Below are 22744 nucleotides of genomic sequence, written 5' to 3' on the forward strand. Positions count from 1 at the left end.
AGTGTTTGACGTACGAACCTTCGAACTCAAGAGAGGACATCATGGCTTTTGAACTTCCCGATCTTCCCTATGCCCACGACGCACTCGCGGATCTCGGCATGTCGAAGGAGACCCTCGAATATCACCACGACATTCACCACAAGGCCTATGTCGATAACGGCAACAAGGCGATTGCCGGTACCGAATGGGAAGGCAAGTCGGTCGAAGAGATCGTGAAAGGCACCTATCAGCCGAACGCCGTCGCGCAGAACGGCATCTTCAACAACGCCTCGCAGCATTGGAACCACACCCAGTTCTGGGAAATGATGGGTCCGGGCAACTCGGCCATGCCGAGCGAGCTGGAAAAGGCGCTGACCGAAAGCTTCGGCTCGGTCGACAAGTTCAAGGAAGACTTCGCTGCCGCGGGCGCTGGCCAGTTCGGCTCGGGCTGGGCATGGCTCGTGAAGGACAGCGACGGTTCGCTGAAAGTGACCAAGACCGAGAACGGCGTGAACCCGCTGTGCTTCGGCCAGACCGCGCTTCTGGGCTGCGACGTGTGGGAGCACTCCTATTACATCGACTTCCGCAACAAGCGCCCGGCCTATCTGTCGAACTTCCTCGACAAGCTGGTGAACTGGGAAAACGTCGCTTCGCGCATGTAATCTCCGCGAAACGAGCGAATTGGAAGGGCGTCCCGTGGGGCGCCCTTTTTCTTTGCGCGCTTCAGGACGCCCGTTTGTGAGCACGTTTGTGTGCCGGGGCGATTGCCGGAACGGAAAGACCGCTAAGCAGGAACCGCGACGCCGCCGGATCGGTTTTCTTGACAGAAACCCGTAACCAAGAGGAGGATACGATGGCTGAACGCATTCGCTCCAATGACGGCAAGCGCGAAACCGAAGAGGTCCTCGGCGAGAAGCCCGAGAATATCGAGACGCCGGAAGGGCAAGGCAGCTCGGGCGGGAACCTGAACCGCAAGGTCGGCACCCGCGACGAGAAGAAGCAGCTCGACGAAACCTCCGCAGGCACGACGCGCCCGCTCGGTGGCGACGAGCGAGATAGCGGCGAAAAGGAGAAGATGTGATGAAGAAACTCTCCAAGGGTACTTGGGTCGTCATCGCGGATGGCGAGAAGGCGCTGTTTCTGGAAAACATGATGGATGACGAGGATCCGAACCTCGTCGTGCGGCGCGTCGACGAGCAGGACAACCCGCCCGATCACGAGCAGGGCACCGACAGCCCGGGTCGGATGGCCGATGACGGCCCCGGCCAGCGCTCGGCTTTTCAGGAGACGGACTGGCACGAACTGGCGAAGATGCGCTTCGCTGACGATCTGGCCGAACATCTTTACAAGATGGTCCATAAGGGTCGGATCGAGCGGCTGGTGATCGTCGCGGCACCCCGTGTTCTGGGGGAAATCCGTCACGCGCTGCACAAGGAAGTCGCCGACGTCGTGGTGGCCGAGATCGACAAGACGCTGACCAATCACCCCCGCGACGAAATCGAGAAGCTGGTGAAAGAAGAGCTTGCGACCGTCTGATCGCGCCTCGCTGCGATTGACAGACAAAGCGCCGCGCGGTTGTCCGCGCGGCGCTTTTTTGATGGGGCTTTCCCGAAGGAGCGCTGCGGGGAAGCGGCGAGACCCGCGGGAGGTCAGTGACCGCACCTGTAATGCGGGCACATCGCGCGCGCATCGGCAGAGCGCAAGAAAACGCCGCGCGAGATGGGCGCGGCGTTCCGTCGACGGGGCAGGGCGCGCCTCAGTCGTCGCTCTCGAGGCTCTGCTTGAGCGTTTCGATGTCCGGGTCGCTGGCACGCGGCACGATCCGGTAGACCGCGTTGACGAAGCAGAATACGGCGAAGCCCAGCAATCCGACGCAGATCGCCCCGGTCAGGAATTGCCCGAACGGGTGGCCCCGCACCCAGTCAAAGACCTTGCCCAGACCACCCGCGCTCGACGGATCGTAGCGGTAGGCGGCATAAACGATAAGCGCGCCGATGATCGCGACCACCACGCCCTGCGCCGCAAGCCCCGCCTGCAGGACGAAATTGGCGCGGCGGGTGACTTCGTTGGCCATCAGATGCTTCAGATAGGCCTTGGTGAGCCCCTTGTAGAGATAGTAACCGCCAGCCCCGATCACGATCAGGCCGATCACGCCGAGCGCGATACGACCCATCGGCGCGCTCAGGATCGTCGAGACCAGCTTGTTCGTCCCGCCATCGCTGCTCGCCCGCGCGACGAGCGCCGTGACCGCAATGCCGCCGATGCCGAGATGGACGAGACCGCTGACCACGAGGCCGATACGGGCGATCCACCCCTTCATCTCGGAGCCATAGGCCTCGAGATCCCAGACCGCGTCCACCACGCGCCAGATTGCGTAAGCCGCCATGCCAAGGGCAATGCCGACGAGCACCACGGCGCCCCAGCCGCTTGAGAGCTTCTCCATCACCTGTTTGGTGCCCTCGGCGCTGCCGCCATGAAAAAGCGACCAGAGCGAGACACCCGCGACGACGAGATAGACCAGACCGCGCCCGCCGTAGCCTGTGCGCATTACGGGCACTGCCCAAGCGAAATCGTCGGGATCGTGGCTGTTGGTGGCGGACATTGGCGGTCTCTCTCGGCGTTGTGAATTGACGCAGACCCAATGCGTGGACAAGCGCACAGGTTCCGCCGCGCCGTGGTCTTTCCTTTCGCCCGCCGATCGGTCAGGGTCACGCGGTTGAGAGAAGGGAATTTCGATGAACGAGGCGGTCAAAGGCTTCTGGGCGATGGTGACGACCTGCGTCATCTGGGGGCTCTCGGGTCTCTATTACAAGATGCTCGACGGGATGCCGCCGATCGAAGTGCTCGCCCATCGCACCTTATGGTCCTTCCTGTTCTTCGCCGTGATCCTCGGGTTGAAAGGCCGCCTCGGCGAGCTTTGGGCCGCGCTGGCCGAACGTCGCGGGCGCGGGGCGTTAGTGATCGCGACCGCGGCGTTTATGATATCGGCCAACTGGTTCACCTTCATCTGGTCGGTCCATTTCGGCCACGCGGTTCAGGCGTCGCTCGGCTATTACATCTTCCCGCTCGTCGCCGTCGTTCTCGGGCTGATCGTCTATCGCGAGGCGCTGAGCACGCGGCAATGGATGGCGGTCGCGCTGGCCGCCACGGCGGTCATCGTCCTGACGATCGGGCTGGGTGTCGCGCCCTGGGTTTCGCTGATCCTTGCCGCGACCTTCGGCACCTATGGGCTGATCAAGAAGGGGTTGCGCGCGGGCGCGATGGTCTCGGTCTGCGCCGAGGTGCTGCTGCTCTCGCCAGTCGCGCTGATCGTGCTCTGGGGCTATCACGCGGGATGGTGGGGCAGCGCGCCCGGCGCGGGCCATTTCGGCGGCGATTGGAAGACCACGGTTCTTTTGATCTTCTCCGGCCCGCTCACCGGCACACCCTTGCTGCTGTTCGCCTACGCGGCGCAGCGGGTGCGGATGGCAACCGTGGGTCTGGTGCAATATCTCAACCCGACGCTGCAATTCGCGGTGGCGACGCTGGCCTTCGGCGAGACGGTCACCATCTGGCACGCGATCGCGCTGGCGCTGATCTGGACGGCGCTCGCGCTCTATTCGAGCGCCAATCTGAAGATGCGCCGACCGCAGCCGGCGGCACAGCCCGCGACGCAGCGCGGTTTAGGCGAAAGCTGAGACGAGCGCGGTTTCCAGCTCCGCCACGCTATCGACCGTCACCACCAGCTCGCGCAGCGACGGATCCGCGAAGCCCTGCTCGATGATATGGTCGATCAGGGACCCGAGCGGCGCCCAGTAGCCCTCGGTGTTGAGCAGGAAGATCGGCTTCTCGTGCAGGCCGATCTGACGCCATGTCAGCACTTCGAACAGCTCGTCGAGCGAGCCCGCTCCGCCCGGCAGTACCACCACCGCATCGGCATTCATGAACATTACCTTCTTGCGCTCGTGCATCGTCTCGGTGACGACGAATGTGGTCAGGTCGCGCTTGCCGACCTCGCGGGGGAAGAGATGCTCGGGGATCACGCCGAAGGTGCGCCCGCCCGCGGTTTGCGCCGCGCGGGCGACCTCTCCCATCAGCCCGACATCGCCCGCCCCATAGACCAGCTGCCAGTCGCGCGTGGCCAGCATCTCGCCGGTGTCTCGCGCCGCTGCCGCATAAGCAGGCTTCGCGCCCGCACGCGAGCCGCAATAGACACAGACGGAACGGGGAATGGTCATGACGGTGTCTCCGGAAATGCATTGTTATTGAGCGGTGATACCGGGGTTGCTAAGTTCCCTCAAGGGATCGGGTCACCTAGCCGCAGATAACAACAGGCGGCAGGGCCCTGGGGATGACGTTAAGGCGGGACTTAGATGAATGAAAACGTAACGGATCAACCGGCCGGGGGCACCGGGCTCGGTGTGGTGAAAGGGGGGGCGGCGGCGCTGCTCCTCGTGATCTTGGGGCTGGTGCTTTGGGGCGTCCTGCGCCCGGTGGAGCGCGAAGGGGCGCAACCGTCGGGCACGGAGACGACTGCCGCGACCGGTTCGGCCGAGGCTGACAAGGAGGCCGGCGGTGTGAATGCGGCGGCGAACAACGCAGCGCAAACCGCGCAAACGGGGAGCGCCGATGCGACCTCCGGGACCGCTGCGCCGCAGACGCGAAGCGCGGAGACGGTGGCGCAGGAGGCTGAAGAAGCGGCGAGCGCCGCGGCGCCGCTGGCCCAGGAACCCACCGACAAGCTGGTTGAAACGGTCAAGGATCCGGGTGCGGAGGCCGCATCGGGAAGCTCTGCCACGGGCGCGGATATGGCGACTGACGGCACCACCGCGAAGGCGGCACGTGACGGCAAGCCGCTCGCCCAGGTGCAATTCGACGCGCTGCGGGCCGCACCCGACGGCTCGGTGACGCTCGCCGGGCGGGCGGAGCCGGGCGCGAAGCTCGATATTCTCGTCGACGGCAAGGTCGTGGCGAGCACGCAGGCCGATGGCGGCGGCAGCTTCGCCTCGCTCTTCGATCTGCCGCCCGCCGACGGCCCGCGCGCGCTCTCGCTGCGGGTCACCGGCGCGGATGGCTCCGCGCGCGACAGCGCCGAGACGCTCGTGCTGCGCGGACAGCCGAAAACCGAGAGGATTGCCTCTGCAGGGGAGAGCGTACCCTCCCAGACGCCCGTTGGGCCGGCTGCGGACGGTGCGACAGATAGTAGCGCCGATGCGACGGCCTCGGCGGCAGATGGTACGGCGATGAGCGGAAGCGCCGCGACCGGGACCGATGTTGGCACGTCCGCCGGAACTGCGACCACGACGACCACGACGCCCGCTACGGCGACCGAGGCGACACAATCGACGCCCACGCCGCCCGCAGCGCCGCTCATCGCCGATGCAGACGGTGCGCGGCTGCTCGCCCCGAAAAGCGATGACCTGGTGATCGACACGATCTCCTTCGGCTCGGGCGAGATCGCACGCAGCGAAGGCCGTGGCGCACCCGAGGGCACGACGCTCAGCGCCTATCTCGACGACACGCTCGTCGCCGAGGCGCAGCCGGGCGCGGATGGGCGCTGGTCGCTCGACCTGCCGGGCTTGGGCACGGGCGAGCATAAATTGCGGATCGATGCGCAGGACGCCACGGGCAAGGTCGTCGCGCGGGCCGAGACCGGCTTCGACCAGCCCGACGAAATCCTCGTGGCGAATGCCGCCGATCCGACCGGTGCGCAGGCAGCCTCCGTGCGCGCGACCGGCGAGGTCGGCGACGCGGTGAAGGTCGTGCAGATCGTGAAGGGCAATACGCTTTGGGCGATCGCGCGCGAGGTCTATGGCGACGGGTTCCTCTATGTCCGGGTCTTCGACGCCAATCGCGACCAGATCCGCGACCCCGACCTGATCTATCCGGGGCAGGTCTTCAATATCCCGTCGCCCGAGACGGACGTCTCGGGGGCTGCGCAGTAGCGCACACACCGCTTGCATGGCTGGACTCCTGCGCGCCGCCGAGTAGGTTGCGCGCAGGTTCCACCCGTGAGGGGCGCTGCCCCGCTCCCTGACGGGAGCCCCCGGGATATTTTCGTCAAGAGGAAGAGGAGGGCGCGATGCCTCCGGCACAGATCACGACCAAGGGCAAGATGAATGCCGAGGAGCGCGCCCGCGGTTGGCGCACGATCCGCGCGGTGCTGCCCTATCTCTGGGCGCATGAAGCCCCGTGGGTGAAGCGGCGTGTCGTCTTCGCGATGGTGATGCTGGTCTTCGCCAAGATCATCTCGGTCGCAACGCCCTTCGTCTATCGCGAGGCGGTCAATGCGCTCTCGGGCGAGGGAACCTCGGCGGCCTGGGCACTGGGCATGGGGGCGGTGGCGATCACCGTGGCCTATGGCGTCGCACGGCTGATGACGGTAGCCTTCGGCGAGCTGCGCGATGCGATCTTCGTGAAGGTGGCGCAACGCGCGCTGCGCCATCTGGCGCTGCAGACCTTCACCCATATGCATCAGCTCTCCTTACGCTATCACATCACCCGTAAGACCGGCGGCCTCAGCCGGATCATCGAGCGCGGCGTGAAAGGCGTCGAGTTCCTGCTGCGCTTCATGCTGTTCTCGGTCGGCCCGCTGATCGTCGAACTGACGCTGGTGGCGATCATCTTCGCGGTCGTGTTCGACTGGCGCTACGCGGCGGTCGTGCTGGTCACCATCGCGGCCTATATCAAGTTCACCTTCAAGGTCACCGAGTGGCGCGTGAACATCCGGCGCGAGATGAACAAGGCCGACACGGCGGCGAACCAGAAGGCGATCGACAGCCTGTTGAACTTCGAGACGGTCAAGTATTTCGGTGCGGCCAAGCGCGAGGCGGACCGCTACGACGAGTCGATGAAGGGCTACGAGACGATGGCGGTGAAGACCGGCCAGTCGCTCGCGGCGCTCAATGCCGGCCAGACGCTGATCATTACGATCGGGCTGGTTACGGTGATGGTCATGGCCGCGATGCAGGTGCAGGCGGGTACCCTGACGGTCGGCGATTTCGTCATGGTGCAGGCCTATATGATCCAGATCACCATGCCGCTGGGCTTCCTCGGCACGGTCTATCGCGAGATCCGGCAGGCACTCGTCGATATGGGCGAAATGTTCGATTTGTTGCAGCAACCGGCCGAAATTCAGGACAAAGAGGGCGCCGATGTTCTGAAAGTGAAAGGCGGGCATATCAGTTTCGACCGGGTCGAATTCGCCTATGACCCGACGCGGCCGATCCTGAAGGGGATTTCCTTCGACGTGCCTGCGGGGCAGACCGTGGCGCTGGTCGGGCCCTCGGGCTCGGGCAAATCGACGATCGGGCGTTTGCTGTTCCGGTTCTACGAGGTGACTGGCGGTGCGATCCGCATTGACGGTCAGGACCTGCGCGACGTGACGCAGGAGAGCCTGCAGCAATCGATCGGCGTGGTGCCGCAGGATACCGTGCTGTTCAATGACACGATCCGCTACAACATCGCTTACGGTCGCGCCGATGCAACGGACGAGGAGATCGTCGCGGCTGCGAAAGCGGCACGGATCCATGACTTCGTGACCAGCCTGCCGGAAGGCTATGACACCGCGGTGGGCGAGCGCGGTCTGAAGCTTTCGGGCGGCGAGAAACAGCGGGTTGGCATCGCGCGCACGATTCTGAAGAACCCGCCGATCTTGTTGCTCGATGAGGCGACCTCGGCGCTCGATACCCAGACCGAGCGCGACATCCAGATGAGCCTGAAGGCGATGGGCGAGGGGCGCTCGGTGATCACCATTGCGCACCGTTTGTCGACGGTGGCTGATGCCGATCAGATCCTCGTGCTCGACAAGGGCGAAATCGTCGAACGCGGCCGCCACGAGGAGTTGCTGGCGCAGCGCGGGCGTTATGCCTCGATGTGGGCGCGGCAATCGGCGGAAGAGGAAGACGAGGCGGAGCAGGGGGCGGCGTAACGCGTGAAGGGCGGCGCCTTACCCTTGGGTGGGCGCGGCCATCCCTGCAAGGCGTGGCGCTTTATCGCGAAAGTCCGTAGGTCGGTCGTGCCTGCGATGACATTGCCAATGCGCCCTCTCGGGGGAGGGTCGGGCGCGGCCCCGGCATTTTCGCAGCTTCACTCCGCCGCGTCGGGCCGTGTCACCAGATGCGGCTTCACGCCGCCTTCGGGCGCATCGTCATCCCAGATGATCTCGCGGCCACGCATCTTGCGCATCGCGCGTTCCAGCGCCAGATCGCGCGCAGCCCGGCTGTCAGCCCCTTGCATCAGCGCCGAAAGCGCGCGGGTCGAGCGGTAGGCACCGGTCTTGAACCAGACGCGAAGCGCAAGCAGCGCAGGCGTCAGAACCAGCGTCAGGACAGTCGCGGTGCCGAGCCCGAACACCACCGCCGTCGCCAGTTGCTTCCACCAAAGCGCCGTCGGGCTGTCGATCGAATAGCCGCCATTGAAGAAGTCGAGCGACAGGCCGAACATCATCGGCGCGAGCCCCGCCATCGTGGTGATCGTGGTCAGCAGCACGGGCCGAAGACGCGCCTCAGCGGTGCGGATGATCGCCTCGATCTCGGGCATGTAGCGCGAGAATTCCTGATAGGTGTCGATCAGGATGATGTTGTTGTTCACCACGATCCCGGCCAGCGCGACGATGCCCACGCCGGTCATGATGATCGAGAATTGCTGGCCCATCACAAGCATCCCGATCAGCACGCCCGCAGTCGACAGGATCACCGCCAGCAACACCAGCACCGAATTGTAGAAGCTGTTGAACTGCGCGAGCAGGATCACGAACATCAGCGCCAGCGCGCCGCCGAAGGCGGTCATCAGGAAATCCTGACTCTCGTTTTGCTCGACCAGATCGCCTGACCATTCGTAGCTGACGCCCGGCGGCAGCGCGGCCTCCGTCTCGAGCCACTTCCCAAGCGCCGCGATCCGCTCGTTGCTTGTGATCGGCTGCCCGTCTTCGTTGGTGAGCCCTTCCTGAACGCCGGCCTTGATGTCGTAGAAGCGGGTCTGGTCGATCCGATCGATCTGCCCGATCTTCGGCTGCGGCGTGCGAGTGATGAAATTCGCAAGCGGTACCAGCCCCTCGGAGGTGCGCAGCTTTAGCGTATCAAGTGTCGACAGCACCCGGTCTTCCTCGGGCAGGCGCACGCGAATCTCGATCTCTTCGTCCGACGATGGTACGCGCATCGTGTCGAGCAGGATGCCGCGCGTGACCAGCTGCACCATGCCGCCGACGGTCGCCACATCCGCGCCGAAGCGGCCCGCGCGAGTGACGTCCACGTCGATCACCCAGTCCATACCGGGCAGGGGGCGCGTGTCTTCGATGTCGGTCACGCCTTTCATCTGCGCCATATGCGCCTCGACCTTCCGCACCGCTTGATCGAGCGCGGCGAAATCATCGCCCTCGAGCCGCAGCTGGATCGGCTTGCCCGAGGACGGCCCGCGATCCTGCGCGAGATATTCGGACTGGATCCCCGGGATGGTGGCGATCTTTGCCATGATCTTCTCCATCACCACATCGCCATCGAGCGAAGGATCGTTCTTGCGCTCTTCCCAGGGGATCATCTCGATCTGTATCTGGCCGATCGTATCGCGCGGGGTCTGTGCGCCGCCGGTGTTCTGGTTCAGCCCGCCTTCGCCCGCGAAGGAGAAGACCGCGCCGACGCCGGGCGTGCCGATCACCATGTTCTCGGCTTGCTGAAGGAGCGCGTCCTTCTCTGTCAGCGAGAGGTTGCCGCGACCGCGGATATAGACGATCGCCTGTTCCACCTCGCTATCGGTGAAGAATTGGGTGCCGTTATTGTTCTTGCCGTAATAGCCGAAGGTCAGGAATACGCCCGCCACGATCACCGCGACCACGATCAGCGGCATCACCGGATTTCCTGCGATGGCGGCGGTGAAATGCCCGAAGGGGCGGCGGCGATACCCCGCATCGATGGGCTTCGGTTTGCCTTGGGGCTTGGCCGCCGTGAAGGTGATCGAGCTGAGCATCGCCGCGAGCACGAAGAGGATCACGCCGGGCAGCGAAGCCAGCAGATCGCCCGAGGCGGTATGCGTGCCCGTGAAGAAGGCCGGGTTGAGCGTCAGCAGCGCGCCGAGGAACACGAGTGCGGCGGAGACCACGGCCAGAAGCAGGCGCAGCCAATAGGGGCGCCCTTTGAGGTGCGCGGCCCCGTTATCCAGTCGTCGGCTCACGCGGCCCGCGACGCCGCCCACGACAGGAAGATAGATCAGCGCCACGACCAGCGACGCCGAGAGCACGAAGATGATCGTGACCGGCAGCATGCCCATGAACTCGCCTGGCACGCCCGGCCAGAACAGCATTGGCAGGAAGGCGCAGAGCGTCGTCGCGGTGGAGGAAACGACCGGCCAGAACATGCGTTTCGCGGCTTCCGTATAGGCGGCCATCGGGCCGGAGCCCTCGGAAATACGCTTGTCGGCATATTCCACCACCACGATCGCACCATCGACCAGCATCCCCACGGCGAGGATCAGGCCGAACATCACGATATTCGAGATCGGCACGCCCATCGCGCCCAGCAGCAGGAAAGTCAGCAAAAACGACGTCGGGATCGCGAAGCCCACCAAGAGCGCAGAGCGCGTGCCCAGCGTCGCAAGCACCACGATCATCACCAGCGCGATCGCGGTCAGCACTGAGCCTTCGAGCTGGCTGACCATTGCGCCCACGGTTTTCGACTGATCGAGCGAGATGCCGACATCGACCGCGCGTTGCAGTGGCTCGGGCCACTGGCTCTCCGCCTCGGCCACGGTCTTTCGCAGCAGGTCCACCGTGTCGATGACGTTGTAGCCCTTGCGCTTGACGATCTGCAGCGCCACCGTCGGCTCGCCGTTGAAGCGCGCGGTGCCGGTGCGATCCTCGAATGTCAGGCGGATATCGGCCAGATCGCCGAGTGTCACGACGCTTTCGCCGTTCTTCTTCACCGGCAGGGCGTAGACATCCTGCGCGGTCTCGAAGGTCGCAGGGATCTTCACCGAAAACGCGCCGCCATCGGTCTCGACCTCGCCCGCCGCGATCAGCTGGTTGTTGGCCTGGACGACATTGATCAACTCGGGCGCAGTGACGTTATAGGCCTCTAGCTTCAGCGGATCGATCACCACTTCCAGCATCTCGTCGCGCTGGCCTGCGATCTGGGCTTCCAGCACTGGCTCCAGCCCCTCGACCTCGTCCTGCAACTCGCGGGCGAGCTTTTGCAGGGTGCGTTCGGGCGCATTGCCCGACAGCGTGACCACGACGATCGGAAACTCCGAGAAGTTGATCTCGTTGATCGAATATTTCTCCGCGCCGTCGGGGAATTTCGCTTCGGCGGTGTTCATCGCGTCGCGGACATCGGCGAGGATTTTGGTCTTGTCCCAGCCGAAGTCGAATTCGAGCATGAGCCCCGCGTAATTCTCCTTCGCGATGCCGGTCATCTTGTCCAGACCGTCGAGCCCGGCCAGTTCGGTCTCCATCGGCTTGACCAGCAGCTTCTCGGAATCTGTGGCCGAGATGCCGGGGAAGGGGACCGAGATGAACAGCATCGGGATCTCGATATCCGGCTCGCCCTCCTTGGGCAGGCTCAGATAGGCTGTCAGTCCCGCGAGGATCGAGATCGCCACGAAGGCGATCACCATCCGCGCGCGCGCTGCGGCCCAATCGACGATGCCGGTCATTGCGCGGCCCCGTCGGTGGAGCCTTCGCCTTGCTCGGTGGGCGTCAAGGACATCGGCTTATCGCGCGCCGCATCGCCCGGCGCGTGATCGACGAGGGTCACGGCCACGGGCGAGCCCTCGGTGACGTAGTCCTGCCCGACCACGATCACCGTGGCGCTTTCCGGCAGGCCCTCCAGCCAGACGCCCTCGGGCGTGTCGCGCAGGAAGTCGACCGGGGCGAAACGGGCCACGCCGTCCACCGCCAGCCGCACGCCCAGCTTGCCCTGATCGTTCAGCGTCATCGCGGAGGCGGGCAGGAAATGAGCCTTGGTCCCGTCGGCGGCAATGATCATCTCGACCGTCTGGCCCTCGCGGATCGATTGGTCGCCATTGGGCGCCTCGGCTTCGATCCGGAAGGTGCGCGTGGCGGCATCCGCCGATTGCGAGACAAAGGTGACCTTGCCCATCACCTCGCGCCCGGTCGCAAGCCGTGCGCCGACCATCGCGCCGGCCTTGACCCGGTCGATCTCTGTCTCAGGGACGTAGCCGACCAGCTTGATCGGATCGAGCTGGATCACGGTGGCGCAAAGCCCGCCCGCCGAGAGTAGCGAGCCAAGTTCGGCGGTATCTTCCTCGATCAGCCCTGCGAAGGGCGCCGTGATTTCGAGCCGCGCCAATTCGGTCTGCGCGGCCTCGACGGCGGCGGTAGCCGCTTCGAGCGCCGATTGCGCGGAAGCGGTTGCGGTTTCAGAGCGGTAGCCGCCTTCCTTCAGCCTCTCGGCGGCGGTGGCGTTCAGCCGGGCCTCGGTCAGCCGTGCCTGCGCCTCGGCCAGTGCGGCCGGGCGCGTGCCAGGATCGAGCTTGCACAGCAGTTGTCCCTTTTCGACCTGCGCGCCTTTGCCCAGCGGTTCGGAAATCACCTTGCCCGTCGTCTCGGCGCGCACTTCGACGCGGCGCGCAGCCTCGGTCTGCCCGCGAGTCAGAACGCCTTGGTCGAGCGGCTGCGCGGTCGAGACCATCGCCTGCACCGGCACGGCTTGGGGGCCGGTCTCCTCTACCTGCTGCGCTTGCTCGGCAGGCGTCGCGGCATCGCCGAGATAGCCCATCAGGCGGTCGCGCTCGAACACCAGAAGGTAGAGCGCGACAAGAACGAGGATCGCGTTGAGGATCGGGACCGGACGCATCGGCGGGCTCCTGTAAATGGGCGCGGCGTTCCGCCTTAATTGGGGACTGAACCGCAGAGTTCAACTTACCGAGAGCGAGGCGTGATCTCAAGGCTTGCATTCCTCAGCGATGCGCGGACCGGAGCGGTCCGTGCGGCCCTTGGCAGCGCCCGGGGAGCCGTGTAAGAGGGGCGCCAAAGCTACGAGGAGACCCGCGCGTGAGTGATACCGACAGTTTCATCGACGAAGTCACCGAGGCGGTGCGTCAGGACAAGCTCTGGGCGGCGTTCAAGAAATGGGGCTGGATCGGCGCGGTGATCATCATCGCGATCGTCGGCGGCACCGCCTGGAACGCGTGGCAGAAGGAAAAAACGCAAGCCGAGGCGCGCGCCTTCGGCGATAAGGTGATGGCTGCCGTCAACGGCGACACCACGGGCGCGGACCTCGCGAAGATTACCCCCGACGGTCCGGGCCGCGCAGCAGTTCTCAAGATCATGCAGGGCGACGCCGCTATCGAGGCGGGCAAGCCCGACGAGGCGATCAAGTTCTTCGATGCGGTCAGCGCCGAGCCGGGGCTGCCGGCTTCGATCAGCGATCTCGCCAAGCTCAAGGCGGTGATCGCGGCGGGCAACAAGATGGACGCCGCCAAACGCGACGCGACGCTGCAGGAACTGGCCACCCCCGGAGCGCCTTACCGCCTTCTGGCGATGGAGCAGCAGGCGGCGGCGGCCCTGTCCTCGGGCGACAAGGAGGGCGCAATCTCGATCGCTCAGCAGATTCTTGAGGACGCCGGCCTCACGCCGGGCTTGCAACAACGCGCGACAGAGTTGATTGTGGCGCTGGGTGGCGAAGTGCCGACCCAGCCGGGGCAGGGCGCTCCGGCACTGCAAGAGTAAAGGGTTGAACCGGCGCGCCTTTCGGATGCGCAGGAGCTGCAAGAGAGCCGAGACAGGCAGGGGGAACAGGCGTGAAGCTGAGCAAGACGATCTGCGTGCTGAGTGTGGCGGCTTTCGTGGCAGGCTGTACCAAGGAAACCATCCTCCCCGGCGAGCGTCTCTCGCCCCGCGACGCGCTGCGCGCCGAAGAAGGGCTGCCGCTGGCTGATGCGCCCGCCCAGCAGTCGCTGCCGATCTCGCTTCCACGTCAGGTGAGCAATGCAGAATGGCCGCAACGTGCGGGTTCGGCGACCCATAGCCTGTTCAACGCGGCGATCGGAAACGGCACGACGCCGGTCTGGTCCGCCGATATTGGTGCGGGCAATGCGCGCCGCTACCGCATCACCGCCGATCCGATCGTGGGCGGTGGCAAGATTTACACCCTAGACAGCCAGGCCCGCGTCACCGCAACCGCGACGAATGGCGGGCGCGTCTGGCAGGCCGACATCACGCCGCCCGGCGACCGCGAGGGCGACGCCTCGGGCGGCGGGATCGCCTATGCCAACGGCACGGTCTACGTGACGTCCGATTTCGCCGAGCTCGTCGCGATCGACGCGGCCACCGGCGGCATCAAGTGGCGGCAATATTTCGACGCAGGCATCGGCGGTGCGCCGACCGTGAAGAATGGCGTGGTCTACGTGGTCGCCCGCGACTCCTCGGCCTGGGCGATCCGCGCCAGCGACGGCAAGGAAATCTGGCAGGTGCCGGGTGCGCCGTCCGCTTCGGGCATGACCGGCGTCTCCTCGCCCGCGGTGACCGACCGCATGGTGATTTTCCCGTTCTCCTCGGGCTTCCTGAGCGGCGTTCTGCCGCAAAGCGGGATGCAGATGTGGAACTCCAAAGTGCCGGGCGCACGTCCGGGCGTGGGCTATGCCAATATCGTCGATCTGACGGGCGATCCGGTCGTGGTGGGCGATACCGTCTACGCGGGCTCCTCGGCGGGCAAGCTGGCGGCCTTCGACGTGAATTCCGGCGATCGTATCTGGACCGCGACCGAAGGGGCCAACAGCCCCGTGCAGGTTGCGGGCGGCTCGATCTTCCTCGTTTCGGATCAGGGCAAGATCGTGCGGCTTGATGCCAAGACCGGCGATCAGATCTGGTCGAAGGATCTGCCGTACTACACCAAGGACAAGCCGAAGCGTCAGCGCGACATCGTCGCGAGCTACGGGCCCGTTCTTGCCGGCAACAAGCTGTTCGTCGCGTCTTCCGACGGCGTTCTGCGCGTGTTCAGCCCGATCGACGGCAGCCTCATCGGCCAGGCGAAGATCCCGGGCGGGGCTGCGACCGATCCGGTCGTGGCGGGGCGCACCCTCTACGTCGTCGGCGGCGATGGGAAACTGCACGCTTTTCAGTGAGCCCTTTAGGGTGTAAGGGGGCCGCTTACGACCGCCCAAGGAGGGCATCATGAGCTTTACCCTGGCCATCGTGGGCCGCCCAAATGTCGGAAAATCGACGCTGTTCAACCGGCTTGTCGGCAAGCGACTGGCGCTTGTCGACAACATGCCCGGCGTCACGCGTGACCTTCGCGAGGGCGATGCGCGTCTGGGAGATCTGCGTTTCATCGTGATCGACTCGGCCGGTCTGGAACTGGCCGAAGACGACAGCCTTCAGGGCCGTATGCGGCGCCTGACTGAACGCGCCGTCGAAGAGGCCGATATCTGCCTGTTCATGGTCGACGCACGCGTGGGCGTGACGCCGGCCGACGAGATTTTCGCCGATATCCTGCGCAAGAAGAACGCCAACGTGATCCTCGCGGCCAACAAGGCCGAAGGGGCGGCAGGCGATGCCGGCGCGATGGAGGCATGGAGCCTTGGTCTCGGCGAGCCGCTGCGGATCTCGGCCGAGCATGGCGAAGGTTTGGACGATCTTTACACCGCGCTGGTGCCGCTGGCGGACGAATTCGCCGAGCGCAATGCCGCCAACGCGCCGGTCACGGATGTGGTCATCGACGAGGAGCTTGAGGAAGGCGACATTCCTGCCTACCAGCCGCCCTCCGCCACGAAACCGCTGCAGCTTGCCGTGATCGGACGCCCCAATGCGGGCAAGTCTACACTGATCAACAAGATTCTGAACGAAGACCGCCTGCTGACCGGCCCCGAGGCAGGCATCACCCGTGATGCGATCTCGGTCACCGCCGATTTCATGGGCACGCCGATGCGGATCTGGGACACGGCGGGGATGCGCAAGAAGGCGCGCGTCACCGACAAGGTCGAGAAGCTGAGCGTGGCCGATGGGTTGCGCGCCGTGCGCTTCGCCGAGGTGGTCGTGGTGCTGCTCGACGTCAATATTCCGTTCGAGACGCAGGATCTCCGGATCGCCGATTTCGCCGAGACCGAGGGCCGTGCGGTCGTGGTCGCCGCGAACAAGTGGGATCTCGAAGAAGACAAGCCCGAGAAGCTGAAGGAACTGCGCGAAGCGTTCGAACGCCTGCTGCCGCAGCTCAAGGGCGCGCCGCTGGTGACCGTCTCGGCCAAGACCGGCAAGGGACTCGACCGGCTGCACAATGCGATCCTGAAGGCCCATGAGGTCTGGAACCGCCGCGTGCCGACCGCGAAGCTGAACAACTGGCTGACCGCGATGACCGAGGCGCACCCGCCACCCGCGCCCGGCGGTCGCCGGATCAAGCTGCGCTACATAACCCAGGCGAAGACCCGTCCGCCGGGCTTCGTGGTGAAATCGACCCATACCGACAAGATCCCGGAGAGCTACGAGCGTTACCTGATCAACGGCCTGCGCGAGAGCTTCGACATGCCGGGCACGCCGATCCGCCTCTACATGCGCGATCAGGGCAAGACGAACCCTTACAAGGATCGCAAGAAGTCGATCCCGTCGCGTCTGAAAAAGCACGTCGATGCGAAGAAGCGCTCCGCCCACAAAGAATCGGCGCGTAAAGCGCGCGAGGCGAAGAAGGGCGAGTGAGCGACTGAGCTGGAATGAAAACGCCCGCCGGAGGATATCGAGACTCCGGCGGGCGTTTCTAATTCGGGAGATGTGGACGCGGCTTAGAGAAAGCCCAGCCGATCGAGTGCCGCTTGGGCCCGCGCGCGCTCTTCGGTCGAGCCCGAGAGCGCACCCGCATTGATCTCCGCCATCAGTTTCGAGAGCGTCTTTTCCCGACGCATCGCAATGATCTGCTCGGGGATCTGGTCCTCGCCGATCTCAAGGATGCGGGTCATCAAGACGCTGTCCCGCTTACGCGTGATCGTTACCGACATATGCAGTTTCCCCTGCGACTCACTTCGTACACGGAAACGTTAACAACGTTCCCGCCCCGAGTCTCGCGTCGCCGCGTCGCAGCGTCAGACCAGTTTCCCGTCCACCAGCCGCGTCTTGCCGCCCAGATAAGGGTGCAGGCAGGCGGGCAGGGTGACCGAGCCGTCCTCTTCCTGACCGTTCTCCAGCACCGCGATCAGGCAGCGCCCGACCGCGAGGCCCGAGCCGTTGAGCGTCGCGATGAACTCGGGCTTGCCGCCGCCTTCGGGCTTGTAGCGCCCGTTCATCCGCCGCGCCTGGAAGGTGCCGCAGGTGGAGACCGAGGAGATTTCGCGATAGGTGTTCTGCCCCGGAAGCCAGACCTCGAGATCGTAAGTTTTCTGCGCGCCGAACCCCATGTCGCCGGTGCAGAGCACGATGCGGCGATAGGGCAGTTCCAGCGCCTCCAGCACCGCCTCGGCGCATTTGGTCATGCGCTCGTGCTCGTCGATGGCGGTCTCGGGGGTGCAGAGCGTGACCATCTCGACTTTCTCGAACTGGTGCTGACGCAGCATGCCCGAGGTATCCTTGCCTGCGGAGCCGGCCTCCGAACGGAAGCAGTTGGTATGGGCGCACATGCGCTGGGGCAGGGCGGAGGCCTCCATCACCTCGCCATTGGCGTAGTTCGTCAGAGTGACCTCGGCGGTGGGGATCAGCCACCAGCCGTTGGTGGTCTGATAGCTGTCCTCGGCGAATTTCGGGAGTTGGCCGGTGCCCATCATCGCCTCGTCGCGCACCAGCACGGGGGTGATGTTCTCGGACAGCCCGTGTTTGTCGACATGCAGGTCGAGCATGAATTGCGCGAGCGCCCGGTGGACGCGGGCGACTCCGCCCTTGAGTACAACGAAGCGCGAGCCCGACAGCTTCGCCGCCGTCTCGAAATCCATCTCGCCACCCACGGCGGACAGCTCGAAATGCTCTTTCGGGTCGAAGGCGAACGCGCGCGGCGTGCCCCAGCGGCTGACCTCGACATTCTCGTCTTCGTCCGCGCCGGTGGGCACGTCGGCCAGCGGCAGGTTCGGGATCGTCATCAGCAAATCGCGGACCTTCGCGTCAAGCTCGCCCGCCTCGGTCTGCATCTGCGCCACTTCGGCCTTCTTCTCGGCCACCAGCGCGCGCAGGCGCTCGAACTCGGCTTCGTCGCCCTTCGCTTTCGCGGCGCCGACCTGCTTCGACGCGGCGTTCTGATCGGCTTTCGCGGTCTCGGCTGCGTGGATCGCCGTGCGGCGTGCTTCGTCCATTGCGAGAATCTCGCGCGAGAGCGGCGAGAGCCCGCGCCGCGCCAGTTGCGCGTCGAATTCTTCGGGGTTTTCGCGGATTGCGCGGATATCGTGCATCTCACCATCTCCAAGACTGTTGCGGGAACGGCTTTAGCGCATGAAAGTGAAAGCGAAAACCCCCGGCGATGCGGCCATGACACAGGTCAAGGCAATAGAAACTGTGCGGTGCTTGTATTCTGTCGGGTGAATACATATTCAATAACCGGAATATAAATCCGCAGGCGCAGGGGCGCGCCGGTAAGGGAAGGGAACCCGAGATGACGTTGAAGCTTCTGCCATTGGCATTCGCCGCGTTGATCCTGCCGGGAATCGCGCTGGCGCAGGACGGGGCGATCACGGTCGAACCGCAGGTCGTGACCGATTGGAAATCTGTCTATGGGCAGGTCGAGGCGAAGAACACGATCGCGGCACGTGCACGGATTTCCGGCACGATCACCGCGCTGGACGTGACCGAGGGCGACGAGGTGAAAGCCGGTCAGGAGATCGGCAAGATCACCGACCAGACGCTCGATTATCAGATCGGCGCGGTTGATGCGCAGATCAATGCGCTCGAAGCGCAGCTGGAGAATGCCAAGACCGAGCTCAAGCGCGGGCAGGAATTGCAGGCCCGCGGCGTGTCGACTTCGCAGAATGTCGATCAGTTGCAGACGCAGGTGAATGTCTACGAAGGCCAGATCGCGGCGCAGAAAGCGCAGCGCAAGGTCTATGAGCAGCAGCAGGAATTCGGCACCGTTACGGCGCCGATCGACGGCAAGGTCGTGACCGTTCCGGTCACCAAGGATGCCGTCATCATGGGCGGCGAGACGATCGCGACGATCGGCGGCGGCGGGTTTTTCCTGCGTCTGTCGATCCCCGAGCGCCACGCCGACACGCTGCACACCGGCGACACGATCCTGATCACCGATCCCGACGGGAAGGAGATCGAGGGCAAGCTCGCCAAGATTTACCCCGAGATCGAGGGTGGCCGGGTGCAGGCCGATGTGGAAGTGCCCGATCTGGATTCGCGCTTCGTCGGCGCGCGGCTTCTGGTGAAGCTGCCGATGGGCGAGCGAGAGGCGCTTCTCGTGCCGCAGGGATACGTCTTCAACCGCACGGGGCTCGATTTTGTCCGCGTGAAGGAAGAGGGGGGCACCTATCTGCGTACGGTCGTGCCGGGGGTGCATGTCACGAGCGATGGCAAGGACATGGTCGAAGTTCTTACCGGTCTGAACGCCGGCGACACGGTGGTGCCGAACGATGAGCAATAACCAAGGCACCGGGCCGGAGATGCCCGAGGACGACGAAATCCACGGCAAGCTGGGTATCGCGGGCGGTCTGACGAAATCCTTCATCCGCTCGGCGCTGACGCCGCTGATGATCCTCGCCGCCGTGGCGGTCGGTCTGGTCGCGCTGATCTCTCTGCCGCGCGAGGAAGAGCCGCAGATCTCCGTGCCGATGGTGGATATCCACCTGCAGGCCCCGGGTCTGAAGGCGCAGGACGCGATGAAGCTGGTGACCGAGCCGATGGAAACCATCGTGCAGGGAATCAACGAGGTCGAACACGTCTATTCGCGCACTCAGGACGATTATTCGCTGGTGATGGCGCGCTTCAAGGTCGGCACCTCGTCGGATGCCGCCATCCTGCGCGTGCATGAAAAAGTCCGCGCCAACATGGACAGGATCCCAAAGGGTATCCCCGATCCGGTGATCGTGGGTCGCGGGATCGACGATGTGGCGATCGTCTCGCTGACGCTGACCGGCAAGGACGGCGCGCAGGTCGACAGCGATGAACTCACCCGCGTCGCGCGCGAATTGCAGACCGAGGTCACGAAAATCGAGAATGTCGGCCTGACCTATCTGGTGGGCGACGCAACGAGCGAGATCCGTATCGAGCCCGAGCCCGACAAGCTCGCGCTCTACGGGGTCACGCTGCAGCAGCTGTCGAACAAGGTCACGCAGGCGAACCGCGCTTTCAACACCGGCAATATCCGCCATGAGGGCAAGCAGATCAGCCTCTCGGCTGGCGAGACGCTGACCGCGCCTTCCGAGATCGCGGGGCTCCTGCTAACCACCCGCGACAATCGCCCCGTCTATGTCGCCGATGTCGCGAAGGTCTCCTACGTGCCCGATGCCTCGGATCATATCGTCTCGAACGTCCAGCGCGACGCGGACGGCAAGATCGAGCGCACGCCGGCCGTCACCCTCGCCATCGCCAAGCGGGCGGGATCCAACGCCGTGGTCGTGGCCGAGCATATCCTCGACCGCATCCACGAGCTGCATGGCCAGCTGATCCCCGATAATGTCGAGGTGAAGGTCACCCGCGACTATGGCGAGACAGCGAACGAGAAGGCAAACGAGCTGCTGTTCCACCTTGGCCTCGCGACGATCTCTATCGTGGGTCTGGTGCTGCTGGCGATCGGCTGGCGCGAATCCATCGTGGTGGCGGTGGTGATCCCGGTGACGATCCTGCTGACGCTGTTTGCCGCCTATATCATGGGCTTCACCCTCAACCGCGTGTCGCTTTTCGCGCTGATCTTCGCGATCGGTATCCTCGTCGATGACGCCATCGTGGTGATCGAGAATATCGCGCGACATTGGGCGATGAAAACGCCCGGCTCGCGCGTGACCAAGGCGATCGAGGCCGTTGCCGAAGTAGGCAACCCCACCATTGTCGCAACCCTGACCGTTGTGGCCGCGCTGCTGCCGATGCTGTTCGTGTCGGGACTGATGGGGCCTTACATGTCGCCCATCCCGGCGGTGGCCTCGGCGGCGATGATCTTCTCCTTCTTCGTGGCGGTGATCATCACCCCGTGGCTGATGGTGAAGGTCGCGGGCAAGGCGCAGCTGCATGGCCATCACGGCGATGACGACACCTATGGCGGTGAACATGCCGGCGGCAGGCTCGGCCGGATGTACAGCGTCGTGGCGCGCCCGATCCTGAAAACGAAAGCGCGCTCGGGGCTGTTCCTGCTGGTGGTGTCGGTGCTGTCCTTCGGCTCGCTGGGGCTTCTCTACACCAAGCATGTCACGGTGAAGCTGCTGCCCTTCGACAACAAGTCCGAACTCTCGGTCGTGGTCGATATGCCTGCGGGCACCTCGGTCGAGGGTACGGATGCGGTCGCCCAGCAGGTGGCCGAGATCGTGACCAAACTGCCCGAGGTGCTCTCGGTGCAAACCCATGCGGGTACCTCCGCGCCGTTCAACTTCAACGGGCTGGTGCGCCACTACTACCTGCGTGCGCAGCCCAATCAGGGCGATGTCGAACTTCAACTCGCGCCGAAAGGGGAACGCGATCGCACCAGCCACGAGATCGCTCTGGAGATCCGCGACAAGATCAAGGCGATCAAGCTGCCCGAAGGCGCGAGCCTGAAGACGGTCGAACCGCCGCCCGGTCCGCCGGTGATCGCGACGCTTCTGGCCGAGGTCTATGGCCCCACGCCCGAGGCGCGCCGTGACGCGGCCCGCCGGATCGAGGACGCCTTCAAGCAGGTGCCCTATATCGTCGACGTGGATAACAGCTTCGGCATCCAGCCCGACAAGCTGCGCGCCACGGTCAATTCCGACGATCTGGAGTTCTATTCGGTCTCCGAAGGCGATGTCTGGGACACGCTCGGGATGCTGAACGGTTCGACCACCGTGGGCTATTCCCATCGCGGGCAGGAGCGCCAGCCGATCCCGATCGTGATGGAGCGTTCGAAATCGAACAAGGTGATGAACGAGGAAACGCTCTCGACGCCGATCCCGGCCAACGTCCTGCCCGGCGCGCGCGGCGTCGTGGAGCTTGGCGACGTGGTCAGCGTCGACAAGGAGAAGGCGTCCTATCCGATCTTCCGCCATAACGGGCGCGAGGCCGAGATGGTCACCGCGGAACTCGCCGGCAAGTTCGAGGCTCCGCTCTACGGGATGCTTGCCGTCGATGACGCGATCAACAACATGGATTGGCCGAAAGGCGAGAAGCCTGTCGTGTCGCTGCATGGCCAGCCGCAGGACGAGAGCCACGTGACGCTTCTGTGGGACGGCGAATGGGAGGTGACCTGGGTGACCTTCCGCGACATGGGCGCAGCCTTCGCCGTGGCGCTGCTTGGGATCTACATCCTCGTCGTCGCGCAGTTCGGCTCGTTCCGGCTACCGCTGGTGATCCTGACGCCGGTGCCGCTGACCTTCCTCGGTATCATGTTGGGCCACTGGATCTTCCACGCGCCATTCTCGGCCACGTCGATGATCGGCTTCATCGCGCTGGCAGGGATCATCGTGCGTAACTCGATCCTGCTCGTGGACTTCATCCGCCACGGCAGCCATGAGGGCAAATCGCCGATCGAGGTACTGATCGAGGCGGGCGCCATCCGCTTCAAGCCGATCCTGCTGACCGCGATCGCGGCGATGATCGGTGCGGTGGTGATTTTGGCCGACCCGATCTTCCAGGGTCTCGCGATCTCGCTGCTGTTCGGCCTGCTCAGCTCGACCCTGCTGACGGTGCTCGTGATCCCGGCGATCTACCGGATCTTCAAGACCTGATCCGGTCACTGACCTGAAACGCAAAACCGCCCGCACGTTT

17 protein-coding genes are annotated in these 22744 nt (G+C 64.7%); 11 read left to right on the forward strand and 6 right to left on the reverse strand.

Going from position 1 to position 22744, the window contains the following annotated elements:
- Window positions 1-41 precede the first annotated feature (41 nt).
- The 3 genes from DEM26_RS05140 (at window position 42) to DEM26_RS05150 (ending at window position 1515) form a co-directional block, all read left to right on the forward strand.
- Window positions 42-641 carry a superoxide dismutase gene (locus tag DEM26_RS05140; protein WP_075776074.1) on the forward strand — a complete coding sequence of 200 codons (600 nt, stop codon included), beginning with the start codon at window positions 42-44 and terminating at the stop codon, window positions 639-641.
- A 191-nt stretch (window positions 642-832) separates the two neighbouring features.
- Complete coding sequence (locus DEM26_RS05145; RefSeq protein WP_088719011.1) at window positions 833-1060, forward strand: hypothetical protein; 228 nt, start codon at window positions 833-835, stop codon at window positions 1058-1060.
- The gene (locus DEM26_RS05150) at window positions 1060-1515 is read left to right on the forward strand and encodes a baeRF12 domain-containing protein (protein ID WP_075776072.1); all 456 of its coding nucleotides are present in this window, start codon (window positions 1060-1062) and stop codon (window positions 1513-1515) included. The genes DEM26_RS05145 and DEM26_RS05150 overlap by 1 nt, the downstream gene beginning before the upstream one ends.
- 220 nt (window positions 1516-1735) lie before the next feature.
- On the opposite strand, the gene DEM26_RS05155 is transcribed toward DEM26_RS05150, so the two are convergent.
- Complete coding sequence (locus DEM26_RS05155) at window positions 1736-2581, reverse strand: DUF1206 domain-containing protein (RefSeq protein ID WP_075776071.1); 846 nt, start codon at window positions 2579-2581, stop codon at window positions 1736-1738.
- Window positions 2582-2714: 133 nt separating this feature from the next.
- On the opposite strand from DEM26_RS05155, the gene rarD reads away from it, so the two are divergent.
- A complete protein-coding gene (gene rarD, locus DEM26_RS05160; protein WP_088719009.1) occupies window positions 2715-3656 on the forward strand; it encodes an EamA family transporter RarD in 942 nt (313 codons plus the stop codon).
- Here the strand turns inward: rarD and DEM26_RS05165 are convergent.
- Window positions 3642-4196, reverse strand: coding sequence for a TIGR00730 family Rossman fold protein (locus tag DEM26_RS05165; protein WP_088721883.1), 555 nt, complete (start codon window positions 4194-4196; stop codon window positions 3642-3644). The genes rarD and DEM26_RS05165 overlap by 15 nt on opposite strands.
- Window positions 4197-4331: 135 nt before the next feature.
- Here DEM26_RS05165 and DEM26_RS05170 point away from each other — a divergent pair, with 135 nt between their 5' ends.
- Entirely contained in the window at window positions 4332-5903 is a 1572-nt protein-coding gene (locus tag DEM26_RS05170) for a LysM peptidoglycan-binding domain-containing protein (protein WP_109171861.1), read from the forward strand.
- Window positions 5904-6040: 137 nt separating this feature from the next.
- On the forward strand, window positions 6041-7888 hold the full coding sequence (locus tag DEM26_RS05175) for an ABCB family ABC transporter ATP-binding protein/permease (protein ID WP_088719006.1): 1848 nt from the start codon (window positions 6041-6043) through the stop codon (window positions 7886-7888).
- A 158-nt stretch (window positions 7889-8046) separates the two neighbouring features.
- Here DEM26_RS05175 and DEM26_RS05180 read toward each other — a convergent pair whose 3' ends face one another.
- Together DEM26_RS05180 and DEM26_RS05185 are read right to left on the reverse strand one after the other, a co-directional pair.
- Window positions 8047-11601 (reverse strand): efflux RND transporter permease subunit, encoded by a 3555-nt coding sequence (locus tag DEM26_RS05180; RefSeq protein WP_109171862.1) that lies wholly within the window; start codon window positions 11599-11601, stop codon window positions 8047-8049.
- On the reverse strand, window positions 11598-12764 hold the full coding sequence (locus DEM26_RS05185) for an efflux RND transporter periplasmic adaptor subunit (protein ID WP_109171863.1): 1167 nt from the start codon (window positions 12762-12764) through the stop codon (window positions 11598-11600). Before DEM26_RS05185 ends, DEM26_RS05180 begins: the two co-directional genes overlap by 4 nt.
- A 197-nt stretch (window positions 12765-12961) precedes the next feature.
- Between DEM26_RS05185 and DEM26_RS05190 the strand changes: the two genes are divergently transcribed.
- From DEM26_RS05190 to der, 3 genes are all read left to right on the forward strand, one after another.
- Window positions 12962-13639, forward strand: a complete 678-nt coding sequence (locus DEM26_RS05190) for a hypothetical protein (RefSeq protein ID WP_109171864.1) — start codon at window positions 12962-12964, stop codon at window positions 13637-13639.
- A 71-nt stretch (window positions 13640-13710) separates the two neighbouring features.
- On the forward strand, window positions 13711-15033 hold the full coding sequence (locus DEM26_RS05195; RefSeq protein WP_075776063.1) for an outer membrane protein assembly factor BamB family protein: 1323 nt from the start codon (window positions 13711-13713) through the stop codon (window positions 15031-15033).
- 49 nt (window positions 15034-15082) lie between these two features.
- On the forward strand, window positions 15083-16597 hold the full coding sequence (gene der, locus DEM26_RS05200) for a ribosome biogenesis GTPase Der (protein WP_075776062.1): 1515 nt from the start codon (window positions 15083-15085) through the stop codon (window positions 16595-16597).
- 83 nt (window positions 16598-16680) lie between these two features.
- Here der and DEM26_RS20320 read toward each other — a convergent pair whose 3' ends face one another.
- Both DEM26_RS20320 and serS read right to left on the reverse strand, forming a co-directional pair.
- Entirely contained in the window at window positions 16681-16854 is a 174-nt protein-coding gene (locus tag DEM26_RS20320; RefSeq protein ID WP_158275081.1) for a hypothetical protein, read from the reverse strand.
- Between the two features lie 123 nt (window positions 16855-16977).
- Window positions 16978-18267: a serine--tRNA ligase gene (gene serS / locus DEM26_RS05210; RefSeq protein ID WP_075776060.1), complete on the reverse strand. Its 1290-nt coding sequence runs from the start codon at window positions 18265-18267 to the stop codon at window positions 16978-16980.
- Window positions 18268-18467: 200 nt separating this feature from the next.
- Between serS and DEM26_RS05215 the strand changes: the two genes are divergently transcribed.
- Complete coding sequence (locus DEM26_RS05215; protein ID WP_088719001.1) at window positions 18468-19457, forward strand: efflux RND transporter periplasmic adaptor subunit; 990 nt, start codon at window positions 18468-18470, stop codon at window positions 19455-19457.
- A complete protein-coding gene (locus DEM26_RS05220; protein ID WP_233243026.1) occupies window positions 19447-22704 on the forward strand; it encodes an efflux RND transporter permease subunit in 3258 nt (1085 codons plus the stop codon). The genes DEM26_RS05215 and DEM26_RS05220 overlap by 11 nt, the downstream gene beginning before the upstream one ends.
- Window positions 22705-22744 lie beyond the last annotated feature (40 nt).

The sequence above is a fragment of the Thioclava sp. NG1 genome (genome assembly GCF_003122275.1).
GTDB lineage: Bacteria > Pseudomonadota > Alphaproteobacteria > Rhodobacterales > Rhodobacteraceae > Thioclava > Thioclava nitratireducens.